This is a genomic window from Streptomyces sp. NPDC049597 (assembly GCF_040675505.1).
Taxonomy (GTDB): Bacteria; Actinomycetota; Actinomycetes; order Streptomycetales; family Streptomycetaceae; genus Streptomyces.
Map to the genome: position 1 here is coordinate 98,389 of NZ_JBFAOY010000007.1, position 19,800 is coordinate 118,188.

Annotated in this window: 16 protein-coding genes and 2 pseudogenes; 9 read left to right on the forward strand and 9 right to left on the reverse strand. The window is 68.4% G+C overall.

Translation table 11 applies throughout. The features are described 5' to 3' along the window. Window positions 1-16 precede the first annotated feature (16 nt). From AB0K02_RS11025 to AB0K02_RS11045, 5 genes are all read left to right on the forward strand, one after another. A complete protein-coding gene (locus AB0K02_RS11025) occupies window positions 17-292 on the forward strand; it encodes a hypothetical protein (protein ID WP_365992071.1) in 276 nt (91 codons plus the stop codon). After that, on the forward strand, window positions 289-1,965 hold the full coding sequence (locus AB0K02_RS11030) for a transporter (RefSeq protein ID WP_365992072.1): 1,677 nt from the start codon (window positions 289-291) through the stop codon (window positions 1,963-1,965). Before AB0K02_RS11025 ends, AB0K02_RS11030 begins: the two co-directional genes overlap by 4 nt. A 355-nt stretch (window positions 1,966-2,320) precedes the next feature. Next, window positions 2,321-3,190, forward strand: coding sequence for a phytanoyl-CoA dioxygenase family protein (locus AB0K02_RS11035; protein WP_365992073.1), 870 nt, complete (start codon window positions 2,321-2,323; stop codon window positions 3,188-3,190). Window positions 3,191-3,254: 64 nt separating this feature from the next. Beyond that, on the forward strand, window positions 3,255-3,626 hold the full coding sequence (locus AB0K02_RS11040) for an aminotransferase class III-fold pyridoxal phosphate-dependent enzyme (RefSeq protein WP_365992074.1): 372 nt from the start codon (window positions 3,255-3,257) through the stop codon (window positions 3,624-3,626). After that, window positions 3,623-3,898 (forward strand): hypothetical protein, encoded by a 276-nt coding sequence (locus tag AB0K02_RS11045; protein WP_365992075.1) that lies wholly within the window; start codon window positions 3,623-3,625, stop codon window positions 3,896-3,898. The genes AB0K02_RS11040 and AB0K02_RS11045 overlap by 4 nt, the downstream gene beginning before the upstream one ends. A gap of 299 nt (window positions 3,899-4,197) precedes the next feature. Here the strand turns inward: AB0K02_RS11045 and AB0K02_RS11050 are convergent, their stop codons facing one another. Continuing rightward, window positions 4,198-4,650 carry a hypothetical protein gene (locus AB0K02_RS11050; protein WP_365992076.1) on the reverse strand — a complete coding sequence of 151 codons (453 nt, stop codon included), beginning with the start codon at window positions 4,648-4,650 and terminating at the stop codon, window positions 4,198-4,200. A 308-nt stretch (window positions 4,651-4,958) separates the two neighbouring features. Here AB0K02_RS11050 and AB0K02_RS11055 point away from each other — a divergent pair. The 3 genes and pseudogenes from AB0K02_RS11055 to AB0K02_RS11065 all read left to right on the forward strand — a co-directional run. Continuing rightward, window positions 4,959-5,129, forward strand: a pseudogene (locus AB0K02_RS11055) (hypothetical protein); the annotation flags it as partial. 224 nt (window positions 5,130-5,353) lie between these two features. Then, on the forward strand, window positions 5,354-6,394 hold the full coding sequence (locus tag AB0K02_RS11060; protein WP_365992077.1) for an ATP-binding SpoIIE family protein phosphatase: 1,041 nt from the start codon (window positions 5,354-5,356) through the stop codon (window positions 6,392-6,394). Window positions 6,395-6,484: 90 nt separating this feature from the next. Further along, complete coding sequence (locus AB0K02_RS11065) at window positions 6,485-7,111, forward strand: TetR/AcrR family transcriptional regulator (protein ID WP_365992078.1); 627 nt, start codon at window positions 6,485-6,487, stop codon at window positions 7,109-7,111. Window positions 7,112-7,182: 71 nt separating this feature from the next. Here the strand turns inward: AB0K02_RS11065 and AB0K02_RS11070 are convergent, their stop codons facing one another. Then, on the reverse strand, window positions 7,183-10,398 hold the full coding sequence (locus AB0K02_RS11070) for a cytochrome P450 (RefSeq protein WP_365992079.1): 3,216 nt from the start codon (window positions 10,396-10,398) through the stop codon (window positions 7,183-7,185). 251 nt (window positions 10,399-10,649) lie between these two features. On the opposite strand from AB0K02_RS11070, the gene AB0K02_RS11075 reads away from it, so the two are divergent. Further along, a complete protein-coding gene (locus AB0K02_RS11075) occupies window positions 10,650-11,711 on the forward strand; it encodes a zinc-binding dehydrogenase (protein WP_365992080.1) in 1,062 nt (353 codons plus the stop codon). Between the two features lie 85 nt (window positions 11,712-11,796). Here the strand turns inward: AB0K02_RS11075 and AB0K02_RS11080 are convergent. The 7 genes and pseudogenes from AB0K02_RS11080 to AB0K02_RS11110 form a co-directional block, all read right to left on the reverse strand. Then, window positions 11,797-11,922: pseudogene (locus tag AB0K02_RS11080) on the reverse strand (DUF1345 domain-containing protein); the annotation flags it as partial. 700 nt (window positions 11,923-12,622) lie between these two features. After that, window positions 12,623-14,023, reverse strand: coding sequence for an aminotransferase class III-fold pyridoxal phosphate-dependent enzyme (locus tag AB0K02_RS11085; RefSeq protein WP_365992081.1), 1,401 nt, complete (start codon window positions 14,021-14,023; stop codon window positions 12,623-12,625). Between the two features lie 62 nt (window positions 14,024-14,085). Further along, window positions 14,086-14,952, reverse strand: coding sequence for a phytanoyl-CoA dioxygenase family protein (locus AB0K02_RS11090; RefSeq protein ID WP_365992082.1), 867 nt, complete (start codon window positions 14,950-14,952; stop codon window positions 14,086-14,088). A 101-nt stretch (window positions 14,953-15,053) separates the two neighbouring features. After that, a complete protein-coding gene (locus AB0K02_RS11095; RefSeq protein WP_365992083.1) occupies window positions 15,054-16,562 on the reverse strand; it encodes an aldehyde dehydrogenase family protein in 1,509 nt (502 codons plus the stop codon). Then, window positions 16,559-17,335 (reverse strand): gamma-glutamyl-gamma-aminobutyrate hydrolase family protein, encoded by a 777-nt coding sequence (locus AB0K02_RS11100; protein ID WP_365992084.1) that lies wholly within the window; start codon window positions 17,333-17,335, stop codon window positions 16,559-16,561. Before AB0K02_RS11100 ends, AB0K02_RS11095 begins: the two co-directional genes overlap by 4 nt. Further along, window positions 17,332-18,444, reverse strand: a complete 1,113-nt coding sequence (locus AB0K02_RS11105) for a Zn-dependent alcohol dehydrogenase (RefSeq protein ID WP_365992085.1) — start codon at window positions 18,442-18,444, stop codon at window positions 17,332-17,334. The genes AB0K02_RS11100 and AB0K02_RS11105 overlap by 4 nt, the downstream gene beginning before the upstream one ends. Then, entirely contained in the window at window positions 18,441-19,799 is a 1,359-nt protein-coding gene (locus AB0K02_RS11110; protein ID WP_365992192.1) for a glutamine synthetase family protein, read from the reverse strand. The genes AB0K02_RS11105 and AB0K02_RS11110 overlap by 4 nt, the downstream gene beginning before the upstream one ends. Between the last annotated feature and the right edge of the window lies 1 nt (window position 19,800).

Here is a 19,800-nt window from a genome sequence, read left to right on the forward strand (position 1 = left end):
TTCAGAGAGAGGTACCGTGCCCTCCGCTCCCTCCCAACCCACACCCCGCGACACACGGGTCCTGGTCACGATCAACGCGCTGCCGCTCGCCGTCGGTGTCCTGCTCTCCTGCTCCACGACTCTCGGAGAGATCTCCGTGTACGGACGTCTCACCCTTGCCATGGGATGGGCGCTCACGCAGCTTGTCGTCCTCGTCGGCGGGACGTGGTGGTACGAGAACCGGGCCGTGTCCTCCTGCGAACCGGCGTCGGCGACGACCGCTGCCTCTCGTCCGGCCGGGGGCACGTGGTGACGACGTACCTCCTGAGCGTCAGCTCGCCCGACCTCATAGGCCCCGCCGCGAGGGGCGCGGTCATCATTGCCTTCCTCGTCTTCATCGGCCTCTGCCTGCTGTGGGTCTTCACCCTCGCCACTCAGGACGACGACCCGGAACGCCTCTACGTCGCCGGCCGGTCTCTCCCACCCGTCTTCAACGGCGTCGCGATGGCGGGGGAACAGATCACGGTCGTCATTCTGGTCTCGCTGCCGGGAGCAATCGCCCTCTTCGGCTACGACGGAGTCTCGACTGCCGTCGACAGCGCCCTCGCACTCGGCGTCTTCCTGCTCCTCGCCTCCAGGATTCGCGCGACCCGCCGCTACACCCTCGGTGAGCTGTTCTCCCTGCGTGCTGAGGGACCGGGAACGCGGATCGCCGGCGCGGTGGTGACGCTGTGCATCGCCGTACCCCTGCTCATGGTCCAACTGCGTGCCGGCGGCATCACCGCCGCTCTTCTGATCGGCATGCCGACCGAGACGGCCCAGGTGGTGTGCACGGTGATGATGGGATGCCTCATCACGTGCTTCGCCGGCGTGGCCGATCTGCGCGGCACCAGTTTCGTGCAGGTCGCCAAGGTGCCCGTAGCCCTGGCGACACTCACTGCGGTGATTCTGGTGGCGCTCCGCCTCTTCGACTGGAGTCCCGCATCTCTGCTGTCGGCCGCCGTGGACAAGAGCATGTCACCGGACGAGTACCTCAGCCCCGGGCTGTGGGCGCACATCGCCGACGTCGGTCCGCTCGGCACACTCAGTGACCACATCGTCGTCATCCTCGGCACCGCCATGATGCCCCACCTGCTCCTGCGCGTCAGCGCCAGCCGGGACGTACCCGCCGCCCGGCGCTCACTGAGCGTCGCCGTCGGGCTGACCGGCCTCTTCTACCTGCTCCTGATCACGACCGGCTTCGCCGCGGCCGCGGTGGTGGGCAGCGGACAGATCGGGGCAGTCGATGCGAGGGGACAGGGAGCCCCGATCCTCCTGGCATCGGAGGTCCTCCCCCACCATTCCACCGGCCGGGTCGTGCTCATCACCCTCGTGGCCTGTGTCGCCTTCCTCGCCGTCCTCACAGCCGTTGCGAGCGTGACCTTCGCCGCCGCCGTCTCCGTGGCCCGCGACCTGATCGGGCAGAAAGGCCGTGCCAGGATCGACATCGGAGAGCCGGCAGTCGTGCGGCTGTCCGTCGTCGCGCTCTGCGCCGTAAGCCTTCTCCTCACCACCGCCGTGCACCGCTACCCCATCGAGTTCCTCCTCGCCTTCTCACTGAGCCTCGCGGCCTCATGCGTGTTCCCCGCGCTCGTCTACTCCTTCCTCTGGACCGGCTTCAACCGCCGAGGGCTGCTGTGGCTCGTCTACGGAGGGCTGTCCCTCTGCACACTCCTGACCCTTGCCTCCCCCGTTGTGTCCGGGACGAAATACGCGCTGCTGCCGGAGCAGGACTTCAACCTGTTCCCGCTCCACACCCCCGGGCTGGTCTCCGTCCCGGCAGCCTTCCTCCTCGGATGGCTCGGCAGCGCACGTCCGCGGGAGCGGACCGCACGGACCCGGCCCACGGCAGTGAAGGCGGCGGGAGATCAGGGGCACGCCCTGACTTTTGACCGTGGTGGCCCCCGGGCAGGCGTCGGATCCGACCGGGACGGCGTCACCGGATAGATCCGCTGTGGTTGCGCAAGAAGAGTCGGATGCCGAATCGGCCGCCGAGAAACCACCGGCAGCGGCGCGACCGTCGGCGGCGCTCGGCTGTCGATAACCGTATGAGAGCGGCGATGCGACCGGCCTGTGCATCGTGCACCGGGCCCAAGCAAAGCAGGTGCTCGCTGTCGTTCTCGCCGACGGTCGTGGCTGGCGACAGTGAAGCAACCGCCACAGGAACAGCAAGGAAACGCCATGACGATCGAACCCACCTGACCGCCGCCAAGACAACGCGCAGTCGACCACCAAAGCCAGGATGTCTGCGGCCGATCGGATGTCCGATCAACCGGAGTTCACGTTGAGGGAGAGAATTCACATGACAGCACAGGAGAAGGCCCAGGCGGCCCTGACGTCCGTGGCGAATGACACGCCGGCGGACGAGATTCTCAAGATCGTGAGCCGTGACGGCGGCGTCATCGTCAGGAACTTCCTGTCGAAGGATCAGATCGAGCGCTTCAACGCCGAGATCGAGCCGCCGATGGAGGCGCTCAACCCGGGTTCGACCCACGAGAACGAAATCGTGGCCGCATTCCACGGCAGCAACACCAAGCGGCTCACGAACCTGGTGACGCACAGCCCCACGTTCCGCAGCGAGGTCATCGACCACCCCCTGGTCCACGAGATCAGCGACCGGGTCTTCCTCGAGGAGTCGGGCACGTACTGGATGACCACCGCCCAGGTGATCGAGATCGGCCCCGACAACAAGGCGCAGATGCTCCACCGTGACCTGGAGAACTGGTTCCCGTTCATCGGCATGGGGCCCGGCGGCCCGGAAGTCACCATCAACTTCCTGGTCGCCCTGACCGACTTCACGGAGGAGAACGGCGCCACCCGCGTCATCCCCGGAAGCAACCACTGGAGCGACTTCGAGGACCGCGGGACTCCCGAGCAGACGATTCCCGCGGTCATGAACGCCGGAGACGTCCTTCTCATCAGCGGCAAGACCGCGCACGGCGGCGGGGCGAACCAGACCGGCGACGAGTACCGGCGCGGCCTTGCCTTCACGTTCAACGCGGGCTTCCTCACCGGCGAGGAGGCGTACCCCTTCCTGGTCGACAAGGAGATCGCCAAGACGCTCTCGCCGCGCGTCCAGCGCATCCTCGGCTTCCGCTCCCAGTACCCGACGGGCTCTCCCGGCCTGTGGCAGGTCGACTACGCCGACCTGGGCGACTACCTCAACCTCTGAGGCCGGCCCCATCAGCTCACGCCGCCGCGTCGCCGACGCCTCGTGAACGAGACGCGCCCCGCAGATGACCGTCCAGCGGCCTTCTGCGGGACGTCGCCATGGCATCGCATCCCGCGGCCTGTTCCGGCAAGGAAGGAACACCGAATGGGCCTGGAGTCATCGCGCATCGCCTTCGAGCGAGCCCGGCGCAGTGTGGGAGCAGGGGTCGGCTCCGGCCTCCGCGCAGCCCCATCCGCTCTTCGTTGGCGGCTTCACCCAGAGCGCCGTCGTCGGACGAGCGGACCTGATCGACCAGGTGACCGACGGCGTGGTCCACGCCGGGACGTTCAACGGAAACCCTGTCGCGTTGGCCGCTGTCCAGGCGACCATGGGAATTCTCGCGGACGAGCCGTCTATCAGACGCTGGAGCGCGTCTCCGCTCGGTTCGAGCGCGTGATCGGCGCCTTGCTCGCCTCCGCGCCTCAGGCTGCCCGCCTCAACCAAATCGGTTCTCTGCTTCAGTTCGTCCCGGAGCGCGATGCCACCGGCCTGCACGGGACCGGCGGTCACTGGCCGCAGATACTGGGCGGAATGTTCGCCAACGGCGTGATGTTCATGCCTTCGGGCAAGATCTTCCTCAGCACCGCGCATCGCCAGGCGGACATCGATGCCACCGCCGACGCCCTCGACAAGGTCCTGCACCAGTTGCAGGCGGCCGCGCAAGGCTGAACCGTCGCGTGCGACTCCGGGACTGACGAGTTGGAACAGGGCGAGAGCCCGAGTCCCGATCGTTCCCGGGGCTCTTCGCACGGCGGACGTCTGCTGTCCCGAGCTCAGACACCCCCTGACTTTCGACCGTAGTGCTCGGTCACGGTGACGGGGTCTGGACCAGCGGCTTCCCCTCCCGAACGGCGGTCACCGGGCTGGATCGGACCAGGTCACGGGGCTGCCGCAGCTGTCCGAGGAGCGCACGCCAAGGCTTTCCCGTACATTCGCACTATGGGAACCGCCGTCGATGCGTTCCTTGGTCAGTCGATGCGTTCCTTGGTCAGCTGGCCCGCCACCTCAGACCACAGAAGCTGACCGGCCTGCTGCTCCAGCGCCTGAACGGCGAACTCCCCGAGGTGTGGGAGGACACGGACATTGAAGCTCTGGCCCTGGCGGAGACAGCCCAGCGCGTCACCGCCTTTCTGGATCTCCTGGAGACCCACCCCGGTGCGAGCGCGTCGGAGGCTCCTCCGGCCGCCTTGGAAGCAGGCCGCCTCTACGCCCGGCGAGGAATCCCGGTGAGCAGACTCCTCCGTGCCTACCGGCTCGGCCACCTCAGCTTGCTCGAACAGGTGCAGGCCGACGCTCCCCGCCTCACCAGCGACTGGCACACGATCCATCTGGCCGCGATGAGGCTGGTCGCGATCGGTTTCGACCACGTGGACCGTTCCTCGGAAGAGGTCGTCGCCGCCTACCAGGAGGAGCGCGACCATCTGCTGCAGCGTCGGCTCGCCCTCACCAACAGAGCGAGCAAGCGGATCGGGACCACGCTCGACGTCACCCGCACTGCAGAGGAGTTGACGCAGGTCTGCACCGAGGACTTCGCCGACCTCGTCACTGTCGACCTCTTCGACTCCGCCCTCGACGAAACGGGCACGAGCTCGCCAGAGGCTCTGACGCAGCGCCGAGACGCCCAGCGCTCCTCCTCGACGGCTGTCCGGAGTCCCTGCTCCGCATCGGTGAGGCCCACGCCTACCCCGACGACTCGGAACCGGTTCGCGCACTGGCCACCGGACGATCCGTGCTGCACCACATCGCGGGGACCGAGATGCCCACGTGGATGGCACCGTCCGAGTCCCACGGCCGAGTGTTGCGCACGCTTGGCCTCCACTCGGTTCTCCTCGTGCCCTTGCACGCCCGCGGGGACACCCTGGGCCTGGTGCAGTTCGTGCGCCATCGCACCTCGGTCCCCTTCGACGACGACGATCTCCTGCTGGCACAGGAGATCGTCTCCAGGGCGGCGGTGTCCATCGACAACGCCCGCCGGTACACCCATGAGCGTTCCACCGCGCTCAGCCTCCAGCGGACGCTGCTGCCGCGGCACACAGTGAAACAGTCGGCCGTCGAAACGGCCTCGACTACCTGCCGGCCGGGTCCCACGCGGGTGTGGGCGGTGACTGGTACGACGTCATCCCATTGTCCAGGGCCCGCGTGGCGCTGGTCGTCGGCGACGTGGTCGGTCATGGCCTGCACGCCGCCGCCGCCACGGGCCGACTCCGCACAGCCGTCCGTGCCTTCGCCGACATCGATCTCATGCGCGATGAACTCCTCACGCATCTGGACGACGTGGTCGTCCGGATGCAGCGCGAGGAGTCGCGAGACGAGGGCGAGACCAGCGCCACCTGCCTGTACGCGATCTACGACCCCGTCTCCCGCCTCTGCTCCCTCGCCAGTGCCGGCCATATCCCGCCGACCGTGGTGACCCCCTCGACCACCGGCGAGGCCACCCGGACCTCCAGCATGGTCGAGTTGCCCGAGGTGCCGATCGGACCGCCCGTCGGCCTGGGCGGGCTCCCCTTCGAGACGACCAAGTTCGAACTACGGGAGGGCAGCCTGCTGGTCCTGCACACCGATGGGCTAATCGCCGGCCGCACGCGTGACGCGGACCTCGGACTCGCGACGTTGCACGATGTCCTCACCTCGGCACCGGATTGGCTGGAGGAGACCTGCGACCAGCTGCTGGCCGCACTGCTGCCCAGCCGCCCTGCCGATGACGTCGCTCTGCTCGTCGCCCGGACCCATGCCCTCGACCCGAACCGCGTCGCCACGATGGACCTCCCGTCCGATCCAGCAGCCGTATCCGGGGCCCGCCGCTTCGTATCCGACGTCCTGGCGGCCTGGGGGCTGGAGGAGATGTCCTTCACCACGGAACTGACCGTCAGCGAACCGGTGACGAACGCGATCCGCTGCGGCAAGAGCCCCATCCAGCTGCGACTGATCCTCCAGTCGACGCTCACCTGTGAGGTCTCCGACGCCAGCAGCACCGCCCCACATCTGCGCCGCGCCCGGATCTTCGACGAAGGCGGCCGCAGCCTGCTCCTGGTGGCACAGGTCACCGAACGCTGGGGCACACGACACAGTCTCGAGGGAAAAGTCATCTGGGCCGAGCAGGCTCTCCCAGCCGGCAGCGGGTCCGACCACCTGACGAACGAAACACCGCTCGGGCCGCGAGGATAGGGCGAGTTCGACCAGGGCGTCCGCTTGGCCGGTGGCCGAGCCCTCGACCAAGCCGACTGTGTCGACCGACTAAGTCGATATAGTGGGCACATGGCTCATGTTCCCGCGGCGGAGCGCCGCCCCCAGTTGATCAAGGCGGCCATGGACCTCATGACCCGGGAGGGCGTCGCCGCGGGGAGCACCCGCGCCATCGCCGCAGAGCTCGGTGTCGCGCAGGCCACCGTCCACTACACCTTTGGGACGAAGGAGGACCTCTACCGCGCGGTCATGGACCAGATCACCGACGAACTGGTCGCGCAGGTGCAGCGGGCGGCGCCGGAGGACGCAGGCTTCGAGGAGACCTTCAGCGCCCTGGCGGGGGCCCTGTGGGGCACCGTGCGCGAGCCGACGTCGCAACACCAGCTGCTCAGTGAGCTGACCATGTTCGCCCTGCGTGTGCCCGGTCTCAACGAGGCCCGGCAAAGCCACTACCGGCGGGTCATAGAGGTGACCGCACAGGTGATCACGGAGACGGCCGAGAGGACGGGGCAGAAACTGGCCGAGTCTCCGGAAACGGTGGCCCGGTTCTTCCTCTCCGGCTTCGACGGACTCACCATGCAGGTCCTCCTGTGCCTGCCGGACGACGCCACTGAGCGAACGGGCCTCAGGGCACTCGTGGCCGCGACCGTAGCGCTGGCCAAGGGGAGCCTCGACCTCCCGGACGTGCCGACGGCCTGACACGACGTGGACACGTTCGTGGGCGCACCCTTCCGGGTGCGCCCACAAACGTCTCTGCCTCCTCGTGAGAATCAGCCGGCCCAGACGTCCTCGACGTAGCGTCCGGACTCGACGAGCTCCGCGAGCCATGCCACGGCCTGCTCATCGCTCGCACCGGTCCGCTCACGGTAGATCGCCATGAACGCTTCCCGTACGGCGGGTGCCATACGGCGGCCGTCGCCGCAGATGTAGACGCGTCCGCCGGCCTCCAGGACCGACCACACCTCCTCGCTCTCGCGGGCGATGCGCTCTTGGACGAAGCGCGTGCCGTTCTCGGGCGTGTGCATGAAGGTGGGACGCATGCTGACGGCGCCGGCCGCCTCGGCCGCCTCGAACTCCTCCCGGTGCAGGAAGTCCACGTCGGGGTGGTCGCAGCCGAAGTAGCAGAGCAGGGTACCGGTCGAGCCGGTGTGGTGGCGATCGAGGACCGCGCCGCGGAAGGGCGCGAGGCCGGTGCCCGCGCTGACCAGGATCACCGGCACGGAGGTGTCCTGGGGCAGGCGGAAGGACTCGCTGCACGGCAGGACCCGGGCCTGGATCACGTCACCCGCGTTCACGGTCTGCAGGAAGTGCGAGGCGATGCCCCGGAAGGTGCCTTCCCCCGACCGGTGGGGCGCGGCGAGCAGCGACACCATCAGGTCGGCCTCGCCGGGCCGGGCCGCGGCGGACGACGAGATCGAGTAGTGCCGGGGACGCAGCACCGGCAGCAGCTCCAGGAAGCGCTCGAAGGGCAGCTCGCACGCGCGGTAGCGCTCCAGGAGGTCCAGAACACTGAGCCCAGCGACGGTCACCTGCTCCCGGAAGGTCTCCGGGTCGGCGGTGGCGAAGGCGGTGAGCGGCTGCTTCTCGGGTGGGCAGGCGGTGTGCTCGGCGAGCACGGCGAGCTGCTCCTGGGTGGCCGGGTCCTGGAGCTCGACGAAGTCGGTGAGCAGGCGGCGCAGGGTCAGCGGCCGGTCGACGGGCAGGGCGCCCCGGCTCCGGCGGCGGGCGCGCAGCCGGACGTTGCGGTCCAGGTCGAGGCCGAAGCGGTCGGCGACGCGCTGGACGAGGGCCTCGGGGTTGCTGGGCAGGACGGCCAGGTGGTCAGCGGTCCGATAGGTGACGCCCTCGGGCAGGCGGAGCCGCAGGAACCGCTTGGAGCGGCCCAGTTCGTGGTCGGTGTCGACGAGTTCGTACGCTTCGAGGACCTCCATCGGCTGGACGCCGTGGCGCTCGGCGAGACCGCCGAGGACCGACTCCGAGGTGTCCTCCAGCTCGTACAGCCCTTCCCCTTCCGCCTCCGGTACCGGGCCGGCCGCTTCGCCGGCGACCGCCTCGCCGTACTCGTCCAGGAGCGCCGTCCACAGGTCTTCCGTCCACTGGTCGACCGCTCCGCCGAAGTCACCAGAGGCGTCGGCGCTGCCGCGCTCCAGGAGCGGGGCGGCGCCGGCGGCGGTCAGCCGCTCGTCGATCAGGGTGGGGATCCGCTGGTAGGTGGCTGCCCAGTTGCGGTCGCCGACACCGAGGACGGCGTACCGCAGCCCGGTGAGCGAGCCGGGGGCGAGGTTCTCCAGGGAGGCGACGAACTCGGCGGCGTCGTCGGTGGGGCGGCCGTTGTAGGAAGCGGCGACGATGACGACGGGGCCCTTGGTGCCGGTCAGCCTCTCCGTGTACTGGTTGAGGGAGGCGACGGTCGGGGTGAAGCCGTGCTCCTCGCCGTCCGTGCCGAGGTCGCGGGCGATGCCTGCGCAGGTGCCGAGGTTGGAGCCGTGCAGCAGGGTCAGCGCGGTGCCGCTCGCCCGGCGCGTCAGGGCCGCGGTCCGGCCCGCGACGGGGTCCGCCTTCGTCGCGGCGGGCAGGCGCCGTTCGTCGCTGGTGCGGCGGGCGAGCCGGAGGCTGAACCCGTCGGGCTTGATGGTCAGCGTCGACTTGATCTTCAGCTGGTAGTCGGTGTGGTCGATCAGGCGGTACCGGTGCACCAGCAGGCCGAGCAGCAGGGTGGCCTCGTGCAGCGCGAACTGGCGGCCGATGCAGGCCCGCTCGCCGTTGCCGAACGGCTTGAAGGCGTGGACCGAGCGGGCCGCCTCCCGCTCGGGAGTGAAGCGCTCGGGATCGAACAGCTCGACGTTCTCCCCCCACGCCGGATCACGGTGAAGGGCTGAGGCGATCACCATCAGCGATTCGCCCTTGCGTACGGGGTACTTGCCGCCGATGACGGTGTCCTCGATCGGCTCGACGGCGTACGCGGGAGCCGTCGGCCACAGCCGCAGGCTCTCGTTGAGTATCTGGCGGATGTAGGTGAGCTTGCCGATGTCACCGTACTGGGGGTCCGGGGAGTCGGTGTCACCCCACAGGGCGTCCACCTCGGCCTGGGCCCGGGCGAGCACCTCCGGATGCTTGGTCAGGTAGTAGAGGGCGAAGGAGAGCGCGCTGCTGGTGGTCTCATGGCCGGCGATCAGGAAGGTGATCACCTGGTGCCGGATGTTGACGTCGTCCAGCGGCTCGCCCGTGACGGGATCCTTCGTGTGCAGCATCAGCCCCATCAGGTCGTCCGTGCTGGTGTCGCCGGAGGCGCGGCGCTCCTTGATCACGTCGTCGACGAGGTCCGTCATCAGGTCGACGTCCCCGCGGAACTGCTCGACCTTCTTCCTCTTGAACAGCTCGGAGCCCGGGATGGACTCGCCCTTCTCCTGGGCGAAGACGAGGGCCCGGGCCATTGCCTCGACGAACGGGTGCAGGTCGTCGCGGCGGAAGGACTGAAAGTCGTAGCCGAAGCCGCACAGGCCGATCGTGTCGAAGGTCAGCCGGGTCATCTCGTCGGGCACGTCCACCGTCTGCACCCCGGCCAGCCGGTCCCACTTGCCGATCAGAGAGCGGGCGACCTTGAGCATGGGGGCGTGGTAGCTGCGCATCGCGCCGAGCGAGAACGCGGGCATCAGGATGTCGTGGGCCTTGCGCCAGTTCGGTTCGTGGTTGTAGGCGGTGAACAGACCGTCCCCGGCCAGGGCCCGGACCTCGACCAGGTCGGCGTGGACGTGCTTGTGGAAGCGGGTCTCGTCCGACAGTTCGGTCACGAGGTCCAGGCCGCCGACCATGACGGTGTCCCTCCCGAAGACCCGCAGCCGGTACACGGGCCCGAATTCCCTGAACTCCTTCAGCAGGTAGGCCAGGAAGTCCGCGCCCGCGGGAACGTTGAACGCGTGGCCTACGAGGGGCAGCGGGGGGCGCTCGGGGATCGCCCGCGCCGCACCTACGGACACCTGAGTCATGAGCGTGCCTTTCGTTGCACTCCAGCAGTCGCCGAATAACCTACACGCGACTTTGTCAGCTGAACATGTCGGTTGACTGCATTGATTGACACAGTCGCGCATCGGAACTTTGCGACCCCTGCGAACGTCCCGGTGGGAGCGGCTTGACAGGCGACATTGTCACCCGACACGGTTGAGCGACATGGTCAGTCGACCATGTCGCGCGTATGAGCTGCATGCGCGCTTCTCACCGAGCACATCGAGGTTTCCGCATGAAGACCATGCTGGCCGGACGGCTTCGCCTGGACACCCGTACCTTCGCCGTCGAAGAGGTCCCGATCCCGGTTCCCGGCCCGGGCGAGGTCCTCGTCGAAGTGCGGGCCGCCGGCGTCTGCCTGTCCGACATCCATCTGATCGACGGCAGCCTGAGCCCCTTCTACCCCGTGGACGCCGTCAGGGACTCCGGTGCCATCACCCCTGGCCACGAGGTGGCCGGCATCGTCCACACCGTCGGCCCCGACGTGAAGGGCGACTGGACTCCCGGCCAGCGGGTCGTGCTCCAGGCCGGGCAGGCGTGCGGCGACTGCGCCGACTGCCTGCGCCACATGACCTGTCGCCAGCCCTTGACCCGAGGGGTGGACTACGACGGCGGCTGGGCGCAGTACGCCCTCGCCCGGCAGGACACCCTGCTCCCCATTCCGGACCACCTGCCGTTCGACCAGGCGGCGATCATCCCCGACGCCGTCTCCACCCCGTACGCCGCAATCGTGGACACCGGCGCGGTCCGCCCCGCGCAGGCAGTCGGCATCTGGGGCGCTGGAGGCCTCGGCGCCCACGGCATCCGGCTCGCCCGCCTGGTCGGCGCCGCCCCCGTCATCGCCGTCGACCCGCTGCCCTCCGCCCGCGAGCGCGCCCTCCTCTTCGGAGCCGACCACGCGCTGGATCCCGCAGCCGGAGACTTCGCAGAGGCGGTGCGCGAGGCCACGGCGGGCCGGGGCATCGACGTCGCGTTCGACTTCGCCGGCGTGGGAGCGGCCCGCGCCCAGGCCACCACCGCGCTCGGCCCGAACGGCGTCCTGGTGCTCGCCGGCCTCACCCCGGAGCCGGTCACCGTCGCCGACAGCATCGACTTCTGCTTCAATGTCCGGCAGATCCGCGGACACTACGGCTCCGAACCGGAGCACGTGGAACAGCTCGTCGGACTGGCCGCCGCTGGACGGATCGACCTCGGTCCCTCCGTCAGCGCCCACGTCCCCCTGGCCGAAGCCGCAGACGCCGTCGCCCGGCTGGAGAAGAAGATCGGAGACCCGATCCGCCTCGTACTCACCCCCTGAACTGTGGGGGCGGAGGCCGGCTCACCACGCACAGCGCAGACGATCCGCCTCCGCCCCTCCACCATCCGAAGATCAGCGGTATCCGTCAGGCACCCTGTCCGCTGTCCAGCGCCTCAACCCTGCCGGCCACGATCACTGTGTTGAAGACGAACGCGATGGTCGCGTTGGCAGCCACCGTCCGACGCATCTCACGCGACATCACCGTGACGTCCTGGAGTTCCCGTCCTCGAGTGGTACGAGTGGAGCGCCTACGCCGTCTTCGCGCCGTTCATCGCCACCGCCATGTTCAACGCGTCCGACGGGGTGTCGGCGCTGCTGTCCACCCTCGCCGTCTTCGCGGTGGGCTTCCTCATGCGCCCTGGGCGGCATCGTCTTCGGGCGCGTCGCCGACCGGCGCGGCCGCAAGTTCGTGCTGGTCACGACCATGCTGATGATGGCCGGCGGAAGTCTGGTCATCGGGCTGATAATCACCCTCTCCTCCTGATCCTCCATCAAGATCAGGATGATCGGACGATCACGAGGTGGGTCAGCTTTCATCCGCCCGCTTGATCAGCGGTCAGTTTTCACCCGATGCCGAGACGCGAGTGCGTACTCGACTCCGTTCGCGTACTCGACGGCCTGTGCCTCGTCCGGCTGCAGGCCGCTGCCCCTGCCAGGACCCATTCCTGCGTCGTTGTCGAGTCGCCCGTCTCAGGACACGGCGCCCACCGAAGACATGAGATGACCTGGTCCGTCAGGCACATCGCTTCCCGATCGCCAGCTATCTGCCCGCGCCAGGGGCCCGGGGTGATCGTCCAGGCCTCCTGCTCCGTTCCGGTATACGACCTGCCCGATGGCAGTCAGGAACCTGGGCGACAATCACAAAGCAGGCCCGGGGCCGCAGGCGGCTGTTCAGCCTGTGCGGCCTCCCGCTACTGACGCAGGACCTTCTCGAGGGCGTCGGCGGTGGCATCAATGTCTGCCTGGCGATGCGCAGTGCTGAGGAAGATCTTGCCCGAAGGCATGAACAACACGCCGCGGGCGAGCATCCCGCCCAGAATCTCCGACCAGAGGCCGCCGGTCCCATGCAAGCTCGTGGCCTCGCGCTCCGGGACGAACTGAAGCAGGGAACCGACTCGCTTGAGGCGGGCAGTTTGTGGCGCGGAAGCCAGCAGGTCCCCGATCACGAGCTCGAACTGGGCGGAGACGCTCTCCAGCGTCTGATAGACGGCGGGGTCCCCGAGTACTCCCATGGTCGCCTGGACTGCGGCCAGCGCGACAGGGTTTCCGTTGAACGTGCCGGCGTGGACCACACCGTCGGTCACCTGGTCGATCAGGTCCGCTCGACCGACGACAGCGCTCTGGGTGAATCCACCGGCCATGGCCTTGCCGAAGGTCGAGAGGTCGGGGTGCACCCCGAAGCGCTCGGCCGCGCCACCACGAGCGATCCGGAAGCCGGCGATCACCTCGTCGTAGATGAGCACCACGCCCTGCTGATCGCAGCGGGATCGCAACGTCTGCAGGAACTCCTGCGTGGGTGATTCGACACCGGCGTTGCTCATGATCGGGTCGACGAGTACCGCGGCGATGTCCCGTTCGACGGCCTCCGCGAGGATGCGTTCGATCATCTCCACATCGTTGAACCGCGCCACCACGAGGTCGTCGAGCACACTCGGGCTCTGGCCTCTGCTCGCCGGCACCGCGGCCTCACCCGTGTCGGCGTCGGTCAGGCCGGCGTACACGGTGTCGTGCCATCCGTGGTAGCTCTTGGCGAACTTCACGATCCGCCGACGCCCGGTGGCCGCCCGTGCCAAACGCAGGGCGACCTGAACCGCCTCGGTCCCGGTGTTGCTCCAGAGCAGGCGTTCGCCGTGCGGAACGGATTGCAGAACGGCCTCCGCCGCCGCGTACTCGAGGACGTGGCCGGTGCCGACGACCTGCATCCGGGAGACGACGTCGCGTACGGCGTCGACGATGCGGGGATCGCTGTGCCCGAGGACGAGGGGACCCCACGCCATGACGTAGTCGATGTATCGGTCGCCGTCGAGGTCCCAGACATGGGCTCCTCGGGCTTCGCTCACGAAGAGCGGATGGGGCTGCATGGCTGCGCGGAGGCCGGAGCCGACCCCTGCTCCCACGCTGCGCCGGGCTCGCTCGAAGGCGATGCGCGATGACTCCAGGCCCATTCGATGTTCCTTCCTTGCACGTCGCCGGAACAGGCCGCCCAGGAAGGCGGTCGGCGCCCCGGTGTCTGTCTGACGCCCAGTACCGGGCGTGGTGTCGCGGGATGCGATGCCATGGCGACGTCCCGCAGAAGGCCGCTGGACGGTCATCTGCGGGACGTCTCGCTCACCGGGCGTCGCCGACGAGGCCCCGTGAGCGGGTAAGGCCGGCCTCAGAGGTTGAGGTAGTCGCCCAGGTCGGCGTAGTCGACCTGCCACAGGCCGGGAGAGCCCGTCGGGTACTGGGAGCGGAAGCCGAGGATGCGCTGGACGCGCGGCGAGAGCGTCTTGGCGATCTCCTTGTCGACCAGGAAGGGGTACGCCTCCTCGCCGGTGAGGAAGCCCGCGTTGAACGTGAAGGCGAGGCCGCGCCGGTACTCGTCGCCGGTCTGGTTCGCCCCGCCGCCGTGCGCGGTCTTGCCGCTGATGAGAAGGACGTCTCCGGCGTTCATGACCGCGGGAATCGTCTGCTCGGGAGTCCCGCGGTCCTCGAAGTCGCTCCAGTGGTTGCTTCCGGGGATGACGCGGGTGGCGCCGTTCTCCTCCGTGAAGTCGGTCAGGGCGACCAGGAAGTTGATGGTGACTTCCGGGCCGGCCGGTCCCATCCCGATGAACGGGAACCAGTTCTCCAGGTCACGGTGCAGCATCTGCGCCGGGCTGTCGGGGCCGATCTCGATCACCTGGGCGGTGGTCATCCAGTACGTGCCCGACTCCTCCAGGAAGACCCGGTCGCTGATCTCGTGGACCAGGGGGTGTTCAATCACCTCGCTGCGGAACGTGGCGCTGTGCGTCACCAGGTTCGTCAGGCGCTTGGTGTTGCTGCCGTGGAACGCGGCCACCATCTCGTTCTCGTGGGTCGAACCCGGGTTGAGCGCCTCCATCGGCGGCTCGATCTCGGCGTTGAAGCGCTCGATCTGATCCTTCGACAGGAAGTTCCTGACGATGACGCCGCCGTCACGGTTCACGATCTTGAGAATCTCGTCCGCCGGCGTGTCATTCGCCACAGACACCAGGGTCTGGGCCTGCTTCTGTGCTGTCACGTGAATCCTCTCCCTCAATCTGAATGACGGTTGTCCGACTGCTCGATCAACCGCGGGCATCCTGGTTTCCCCGGTCGACTGCCGATCGTCTTCGCGACGGATCAGGCCAGTTCGATCCAGGTCGTCTTCAAGGTCGTGAACTTCTCCAGGCCATGGAGGCTCCGGTCCGACCCGTGACCGGAGAGCTTCTGACCGCCGAACGGCACCGAGGTGTCGCCCTCCTCGTAGCAGTTGACCCAGACCAGGCCGGCCTGGATCTCCCGCGACAGGCGGTGGGCCCGGGCGAGGTCGCCGGTCCAGATCGCGGACCCGAGTCCGTAGTCGGAGTTGTTGGCGATCGCGATCGCCTCGGCATCGTCGCGGAACGTCGTGACCGACAGGACGGGGCCGAAGATCTCGTGCTGGGCAAGGCGGCTGTGCTGGTCCACGTCCACGAAGACCACCGGATCCACGTACAGGCCGTCGGTCCTCTTCCGGTCCGATCCGAGGACGAGCCGGGCTCCCTCCGCGATGCCCTTGCGCACCTCGTCCAGCACCTCGTCGCGATGCCCCTCGTACGCCAGAGGGCCCATCGTGGTCTCCGGGTCCAGCGGATCGCCGATCCGGTGACGGCCGAGGTGATCCACCACCTTGCCGACCAGCTCGTCGCGGATGTCCTCGTGCACGAGAAGCCTCGAACCCGCCGTGCACATCTGCCCGCTGTTGAAGGAGATCGCCCAGGCGGCCATCCGCGCCGCCTCGTCGAGGTCCGGTGCGTCGGGGAAGACGATGTTGGGGGACTTGCCTCCCAGTTCCAGCCAGACCGGCTTGGCGTTGGACTGTCCGGCGTAGGTCAGCAGCTGCTTTCCGACCTCGGTCGAGCCGGTGAAGGTCAGCGTGGCGACGTCGTTGTGCAGCGCAAGGGCCGAGCCGACCGTCGCACCGCTGCCGGTGACCACCTGGAGCACCCCGGCCGGCAGGCCTGCCTCGGCGGAGAGTTCCGCCGCGCGCAGGAGCGAGAGGGGCGTCTGCGTCGCGGGCTTGACGACGACGCTGTTCCCCGACACGAGGGCCGCGGGAATCTTGAACATCGACAGTGTCATCGGGAAGTTCCACGGCGTGATCGCGCCCACGACCCCCAGCGGCTCCCGCGTCACCAGGGCGACGGCGTTGTTGCGGCCGCGGGGAGACTCGTCCATCAGCTTGTCCGCGACTTCGCCGTACCAGCGAATCGTGTTGATGGCGGTGCGCAGTTCGACGGACCATGCCACCGTGACCGGCTTGCCCATCTCGAGCGCGAGCAGCAGGGCCAGTTCGTCGCGGTGCTGGTCAAGCAGGTCCGCCCAGCGGATCAGCACGGCCCCGCGCTCACGCGGCTCCAGGCCCGCCCAGACTCGGGTCGAGAACGCCTGCCTGGCTCCTTGGACAGCCCGGTCCACGTCATCGCCGTCTGCGCTGGGGACGTCCGCGAAGGGCAGTCCGTCGCGCGGGCTGACGAGGGTGGCCGTCCGGCCCGTCCTCGATGCGGCCCATTCGCCGTTGATCCACATTCCGCGGGGCAGGCTCAGCCGGCTCTTGAGGGCGAGCCAGTCGTCCAGTGAACGTGCGGTGCTCGTTCGGTCCGTGTTCACCACGGCGCGCCTCCTGTCATGGCGGGTCCGAGGGCGTTCGCCGCCGATTGGTCGACGAGCCAGTCGAAGACGGGGTCCGGCGAGGCCATCCACTCGGGATGCCACTGCAGACCCACCACCGGGCTGTCGGCGAGCCCGATGGCTTCGACGACTCCGTCCGCGGTGCTGCCCATGACGGCCAGTCCTCGGCCGAGGCGGTCGACCGCCTGGTGGTGCCAGGAGTTGACGACGCGCTGGGGCCCGTAGAGCGTGTGGGCGAGGCTTCCCGGCGTGAAGCTGACGGTGTGTTCGTCGTCGCCGTCGTCGGGTGCGAGGTTCGGGGACGCGTGCACGATCCGGCCCTCTTCCAGGTGTTCGACAAGAGTGCCGCCGAGTACGAGGTTGAGCAGCTGGTGACCGCGGCACACGGCCAGGATCGGGAGGTCGGCCTGGAGCGCTGCCACGATCAGGGCCGCCTCGTACTCGTCTCGTTGGACGTCCGGCGCATCGAAGTCCCACCTCGGGTCGACTCCGGGGTCGACCTGGGCGCTGCCGCCCCATCGGGAGGGGTGAACATCCTGACCGCCGGTGACGACGAGTCCGTCGAGACGGTCGACGACGGCTTCCGCGTCGACGCTGAACGGCAGGTTGACCGGTATTCCGCCGGCGGCCGCCACGTTGTCGCCGAACGCGCTGAAGTACGAGTCGGTGAACTGGTACTGGAAGCGGCGGGACGTCCTTTTCACCATGCCCAGACTCAGGCGGCGGCCCGTGATTCCGATCAGCGGCTTCATGTACACGCCTCCCCGACCCGGGCGACGACGCGGATCTCCTGTCCGGACGCCAAGGCCTTGAATCCGTCGTTGATGGTGGCCAGGTCGCACCGGGCGGTCACGAGATCGTCGAGGTGGAGCAGGCCTATGCGGTTGAAGTGGACATACAGCGGGACATCGACCTTGAAATGGTTGGAGCCCATGAACGAGCCCTGGATGCGCTTCTCCTCCAGAAACAGCTCCGCCCCCCGGACCGGAATCGGCTGCGAGTCCGGGATCATGCCCATCACTGTGGCGGTCCCGCCCGGCCGGAGCATGGCGAACGCCTGTCCGGCAGTGGTGCCCGAGCCGACCGCTTCGAACGCATGGTGCACGCCGGTGCCGGTGATCGCCCGAACCGCCGCAACCGGGTCGGCTTCCCTTGCGTTGACCACGTGCGTCGCGCCGAAATGGAGCGCCCGCTCCAGCTTGCCCGGCACGACGTCGATCCCGATGATCTGCGCTGCGCCCGCCAGTTGTGCTGCTTGGACGGCAGCGAAGCCGACCCCGCCCAGTCCGATCACGGCAACGCTGTGCCCGGTGTGCACCGAGGCGCTGTGCAGGACCGCGCCCATGCCTGTCGTGACGGCGCAGCCGAGCACGCTCGCCGTCTCAAGACGGATGTTGTCCGGGATGGAGACGAGGCTGTTCTTGTGGACGAGCATCATCTCCGCGAAGGCGCCGACGCCGGCGGTCGGCCGCACCGGTCGGCCGTCGCGCTTGGTCAGCCGCGGCCGGGATCGCTGCTGTTGCAGCCGTGAGCGGTTCACGCACAGGGTCTGTCTCCCGGTCACGCAGTACTCGCAGGTGCCGCAGTACACGGACAGGCACGTCACGACCGTGTCACCCGCCGCGAACTCCGAGACGCCCGATCCGACGGCCACGACCCGGCCGACCGCCTCGTGCCCGAGGACGATCGGCGGTTGCGACTGGAAGGTCCCGTCGATCTCGTGCAGGTCCGAGTGGCACAGACCGGCGTACGCCACCTTCACCAGGACCTCGTCCGGTCCGGGATCGTCGATCACGAGCTCCTCGATCTCGAGGGGGCCCGGCGCCGTGTTCAGGACGGCGGCTACGATCCGGGTGCTCATGCCAGCTCGAAGTATCGGCTGCGCTCCCACGGCGTGATCCCGCAGTCGGGATCGCCCCCACCCATGGTGTGGAACGACATCCACTCCCACCGGCGCGTGCCGGTCCAGTAGGTGACGAATGCACGGCCGAGCGCCTCGGGAAGGATCTTGTCGTCTTCCAGTGCCGCAGTGGCTTGGCTGATGCTCGCCGGAATCAGCTCCCCGTCGGGGAGGAACCAGGCCATGCCGGTGAAGGGGGCGGGCGGCTCGAGTTCGTTGCGGACTCCGAAGAGACCTGCGCCGAGAACAGCCGCAGTGACCAGGTACATGTTCGCGTCCGAACCGGGCACGCGGTATTCGACGCGGGACTGCTTCGGGTGACCCACGACGGCGCGCACCGCCGTCGTCTTGTTGCCGACGCCCCACGTGATGGTCGTAGGCGGACCCTCGGCAGGGACGAGCCGGCGATAGGAGGTGATGAAGGGAAGGGCGATCGACGTCGTACCCGCCATCGCCGGCATCAGGCCGCCGATGAACCGGCTCATCGCGTCGGACAGGCCGTCGGGGCTGTAGAAGGCGTTCCCGTCCGGCGTCCCCAGCGAGAGGTTCAGGTGCGACGCCTGGCCCCAGGCGTCCGACCACTTCGCCATGAACGTCACGGTCCGCCCGAGCTCGTGGCCCACCTCGCGCATCACCTGGCGGCATCGGGCCCACCGGTCGGCGACCGCGACGACATCGCCCATCGCGACATTGATTTCGATCTGGCCTGCGGCGGCCTCGTCGTTCCATGCCTCCCAGTCGATGCCGATGGCCCGCAGCCGCTCCTCCACCCGCTCCAGGTATGCGCGCCAGTCCGCGTCCTTGGCGAGCACGTAGGCGCTTCCGCTGGTGCCGCCGAGCGGGGTGAGATTCTCGTAGCCCTTGGCGCGGGCTTCGCGAATCGGCTCCTCGAACACGGTCGCTTCGATCTCGATGGCGGCGTTGGCCGTGAAACCGAGTTGCCGGGCGTCGGCCTCGACGCGGCGCAGCAGGTTGCGAGGACAGACGGAGACCGGAGTGCATTCCTTGGTCCAGAAGTCGCCGATGACGGCCGCCTTACCCGGCTTCCACACGCACATCGTGCCGAGGTCGGGGCGAAGGAAGATGTCCTCCATCTCGCCGCGCCACGACGGGAAGGGCATACCGAGGATCGGGAAGCTGCCCAGGTCGTTGCCGAACACGACATCCGCAAAGGCGAATCCCTGCTCGATGCCGCTCAGGAACTTGCCTCGCGACAGGGTCTTGCCGACGAACGTGCCGTCGAGGTTGGTCGCCTGGATCTCGACGGAGGTGATGCCGTGCTCATCCAGCCAACGGTCAAGCTCATCCATGGTCATC

Bases quoted from the DNA above. Each gene is read 5' to 3' on its own strand.
- AB0K02_RS11035 (WP_365992073.1), top strand. From the start codon at position 2,321: ATGACAGCACAGGAGAAGGCCCAGGCGGCCCTGACGTCCGTGGCGAAT.
- AB0K02_RS11040 (WP_365992074.1), top strand. From the start codon at position 3,255: ATGACCGTCCAGCGGCCTTCTGCGGGACGTCGCCATGGCATCGCATCC.
- AB0K02_RS11050 (WP_365992076.1), bottom strand. From the start codon at position 4,650: ATGGTCGCGCTCCTCCTGGTAGGCGGCGACGACCTCTTCCGAGGAACG.
- AB0K02_RS11065 (WP_365992078.1), top strand. From the start codon at position 6,485: ATGGCTCATGTTCCCGCGGCGGAGCGCCGCCCCCAGTTGATCAAGGCG.
- AB0K02_RS11070 (WP_365992079.1), bottom strand. From the start codon at position 10,398: ATGACTCAGGTGTCCGTAGGTGCGGCGCGGGCGATCCCCGAGCGCCCC.
- AB0K02_RS11075 (WP_365992080.1), top strand. From the start codon at position 10,650: ATGAAGACCATGCTGGCCGGACGGCTTCGCCTGGACACCCGTACCTTC.
- AB0K02_RS11085 (WP_365992081.1), bottom strand. From the start codon at position 14,023: ATGACCGTCCAGCGGCCTTCTGCGGGACGTCGCCATGGCATCGCATCC.
- AB0K02_RS11100 (WP_365992084.1), bottom strand. From the start codon at position 17,335: ATGAAGCCGCTGATCGGAATCACGGGCCGCCGCCTGAGTCTGGGCATG.
- AB0K02_RS11105 (WP_365992085.1), bottom strand. From the start codon at position 18,444: ATGAGCACCCGGATCGTAGCCGCCGTCCTGAACACGGCGCCGGGCCCC.
- AB0K02_RS11110 (WP_365992192.1), bottom strand. From the start codon at position 19,799: ATGACCATGGATGAGCTTGACCGTTGGCTGGATGAGCACGGCATCACC.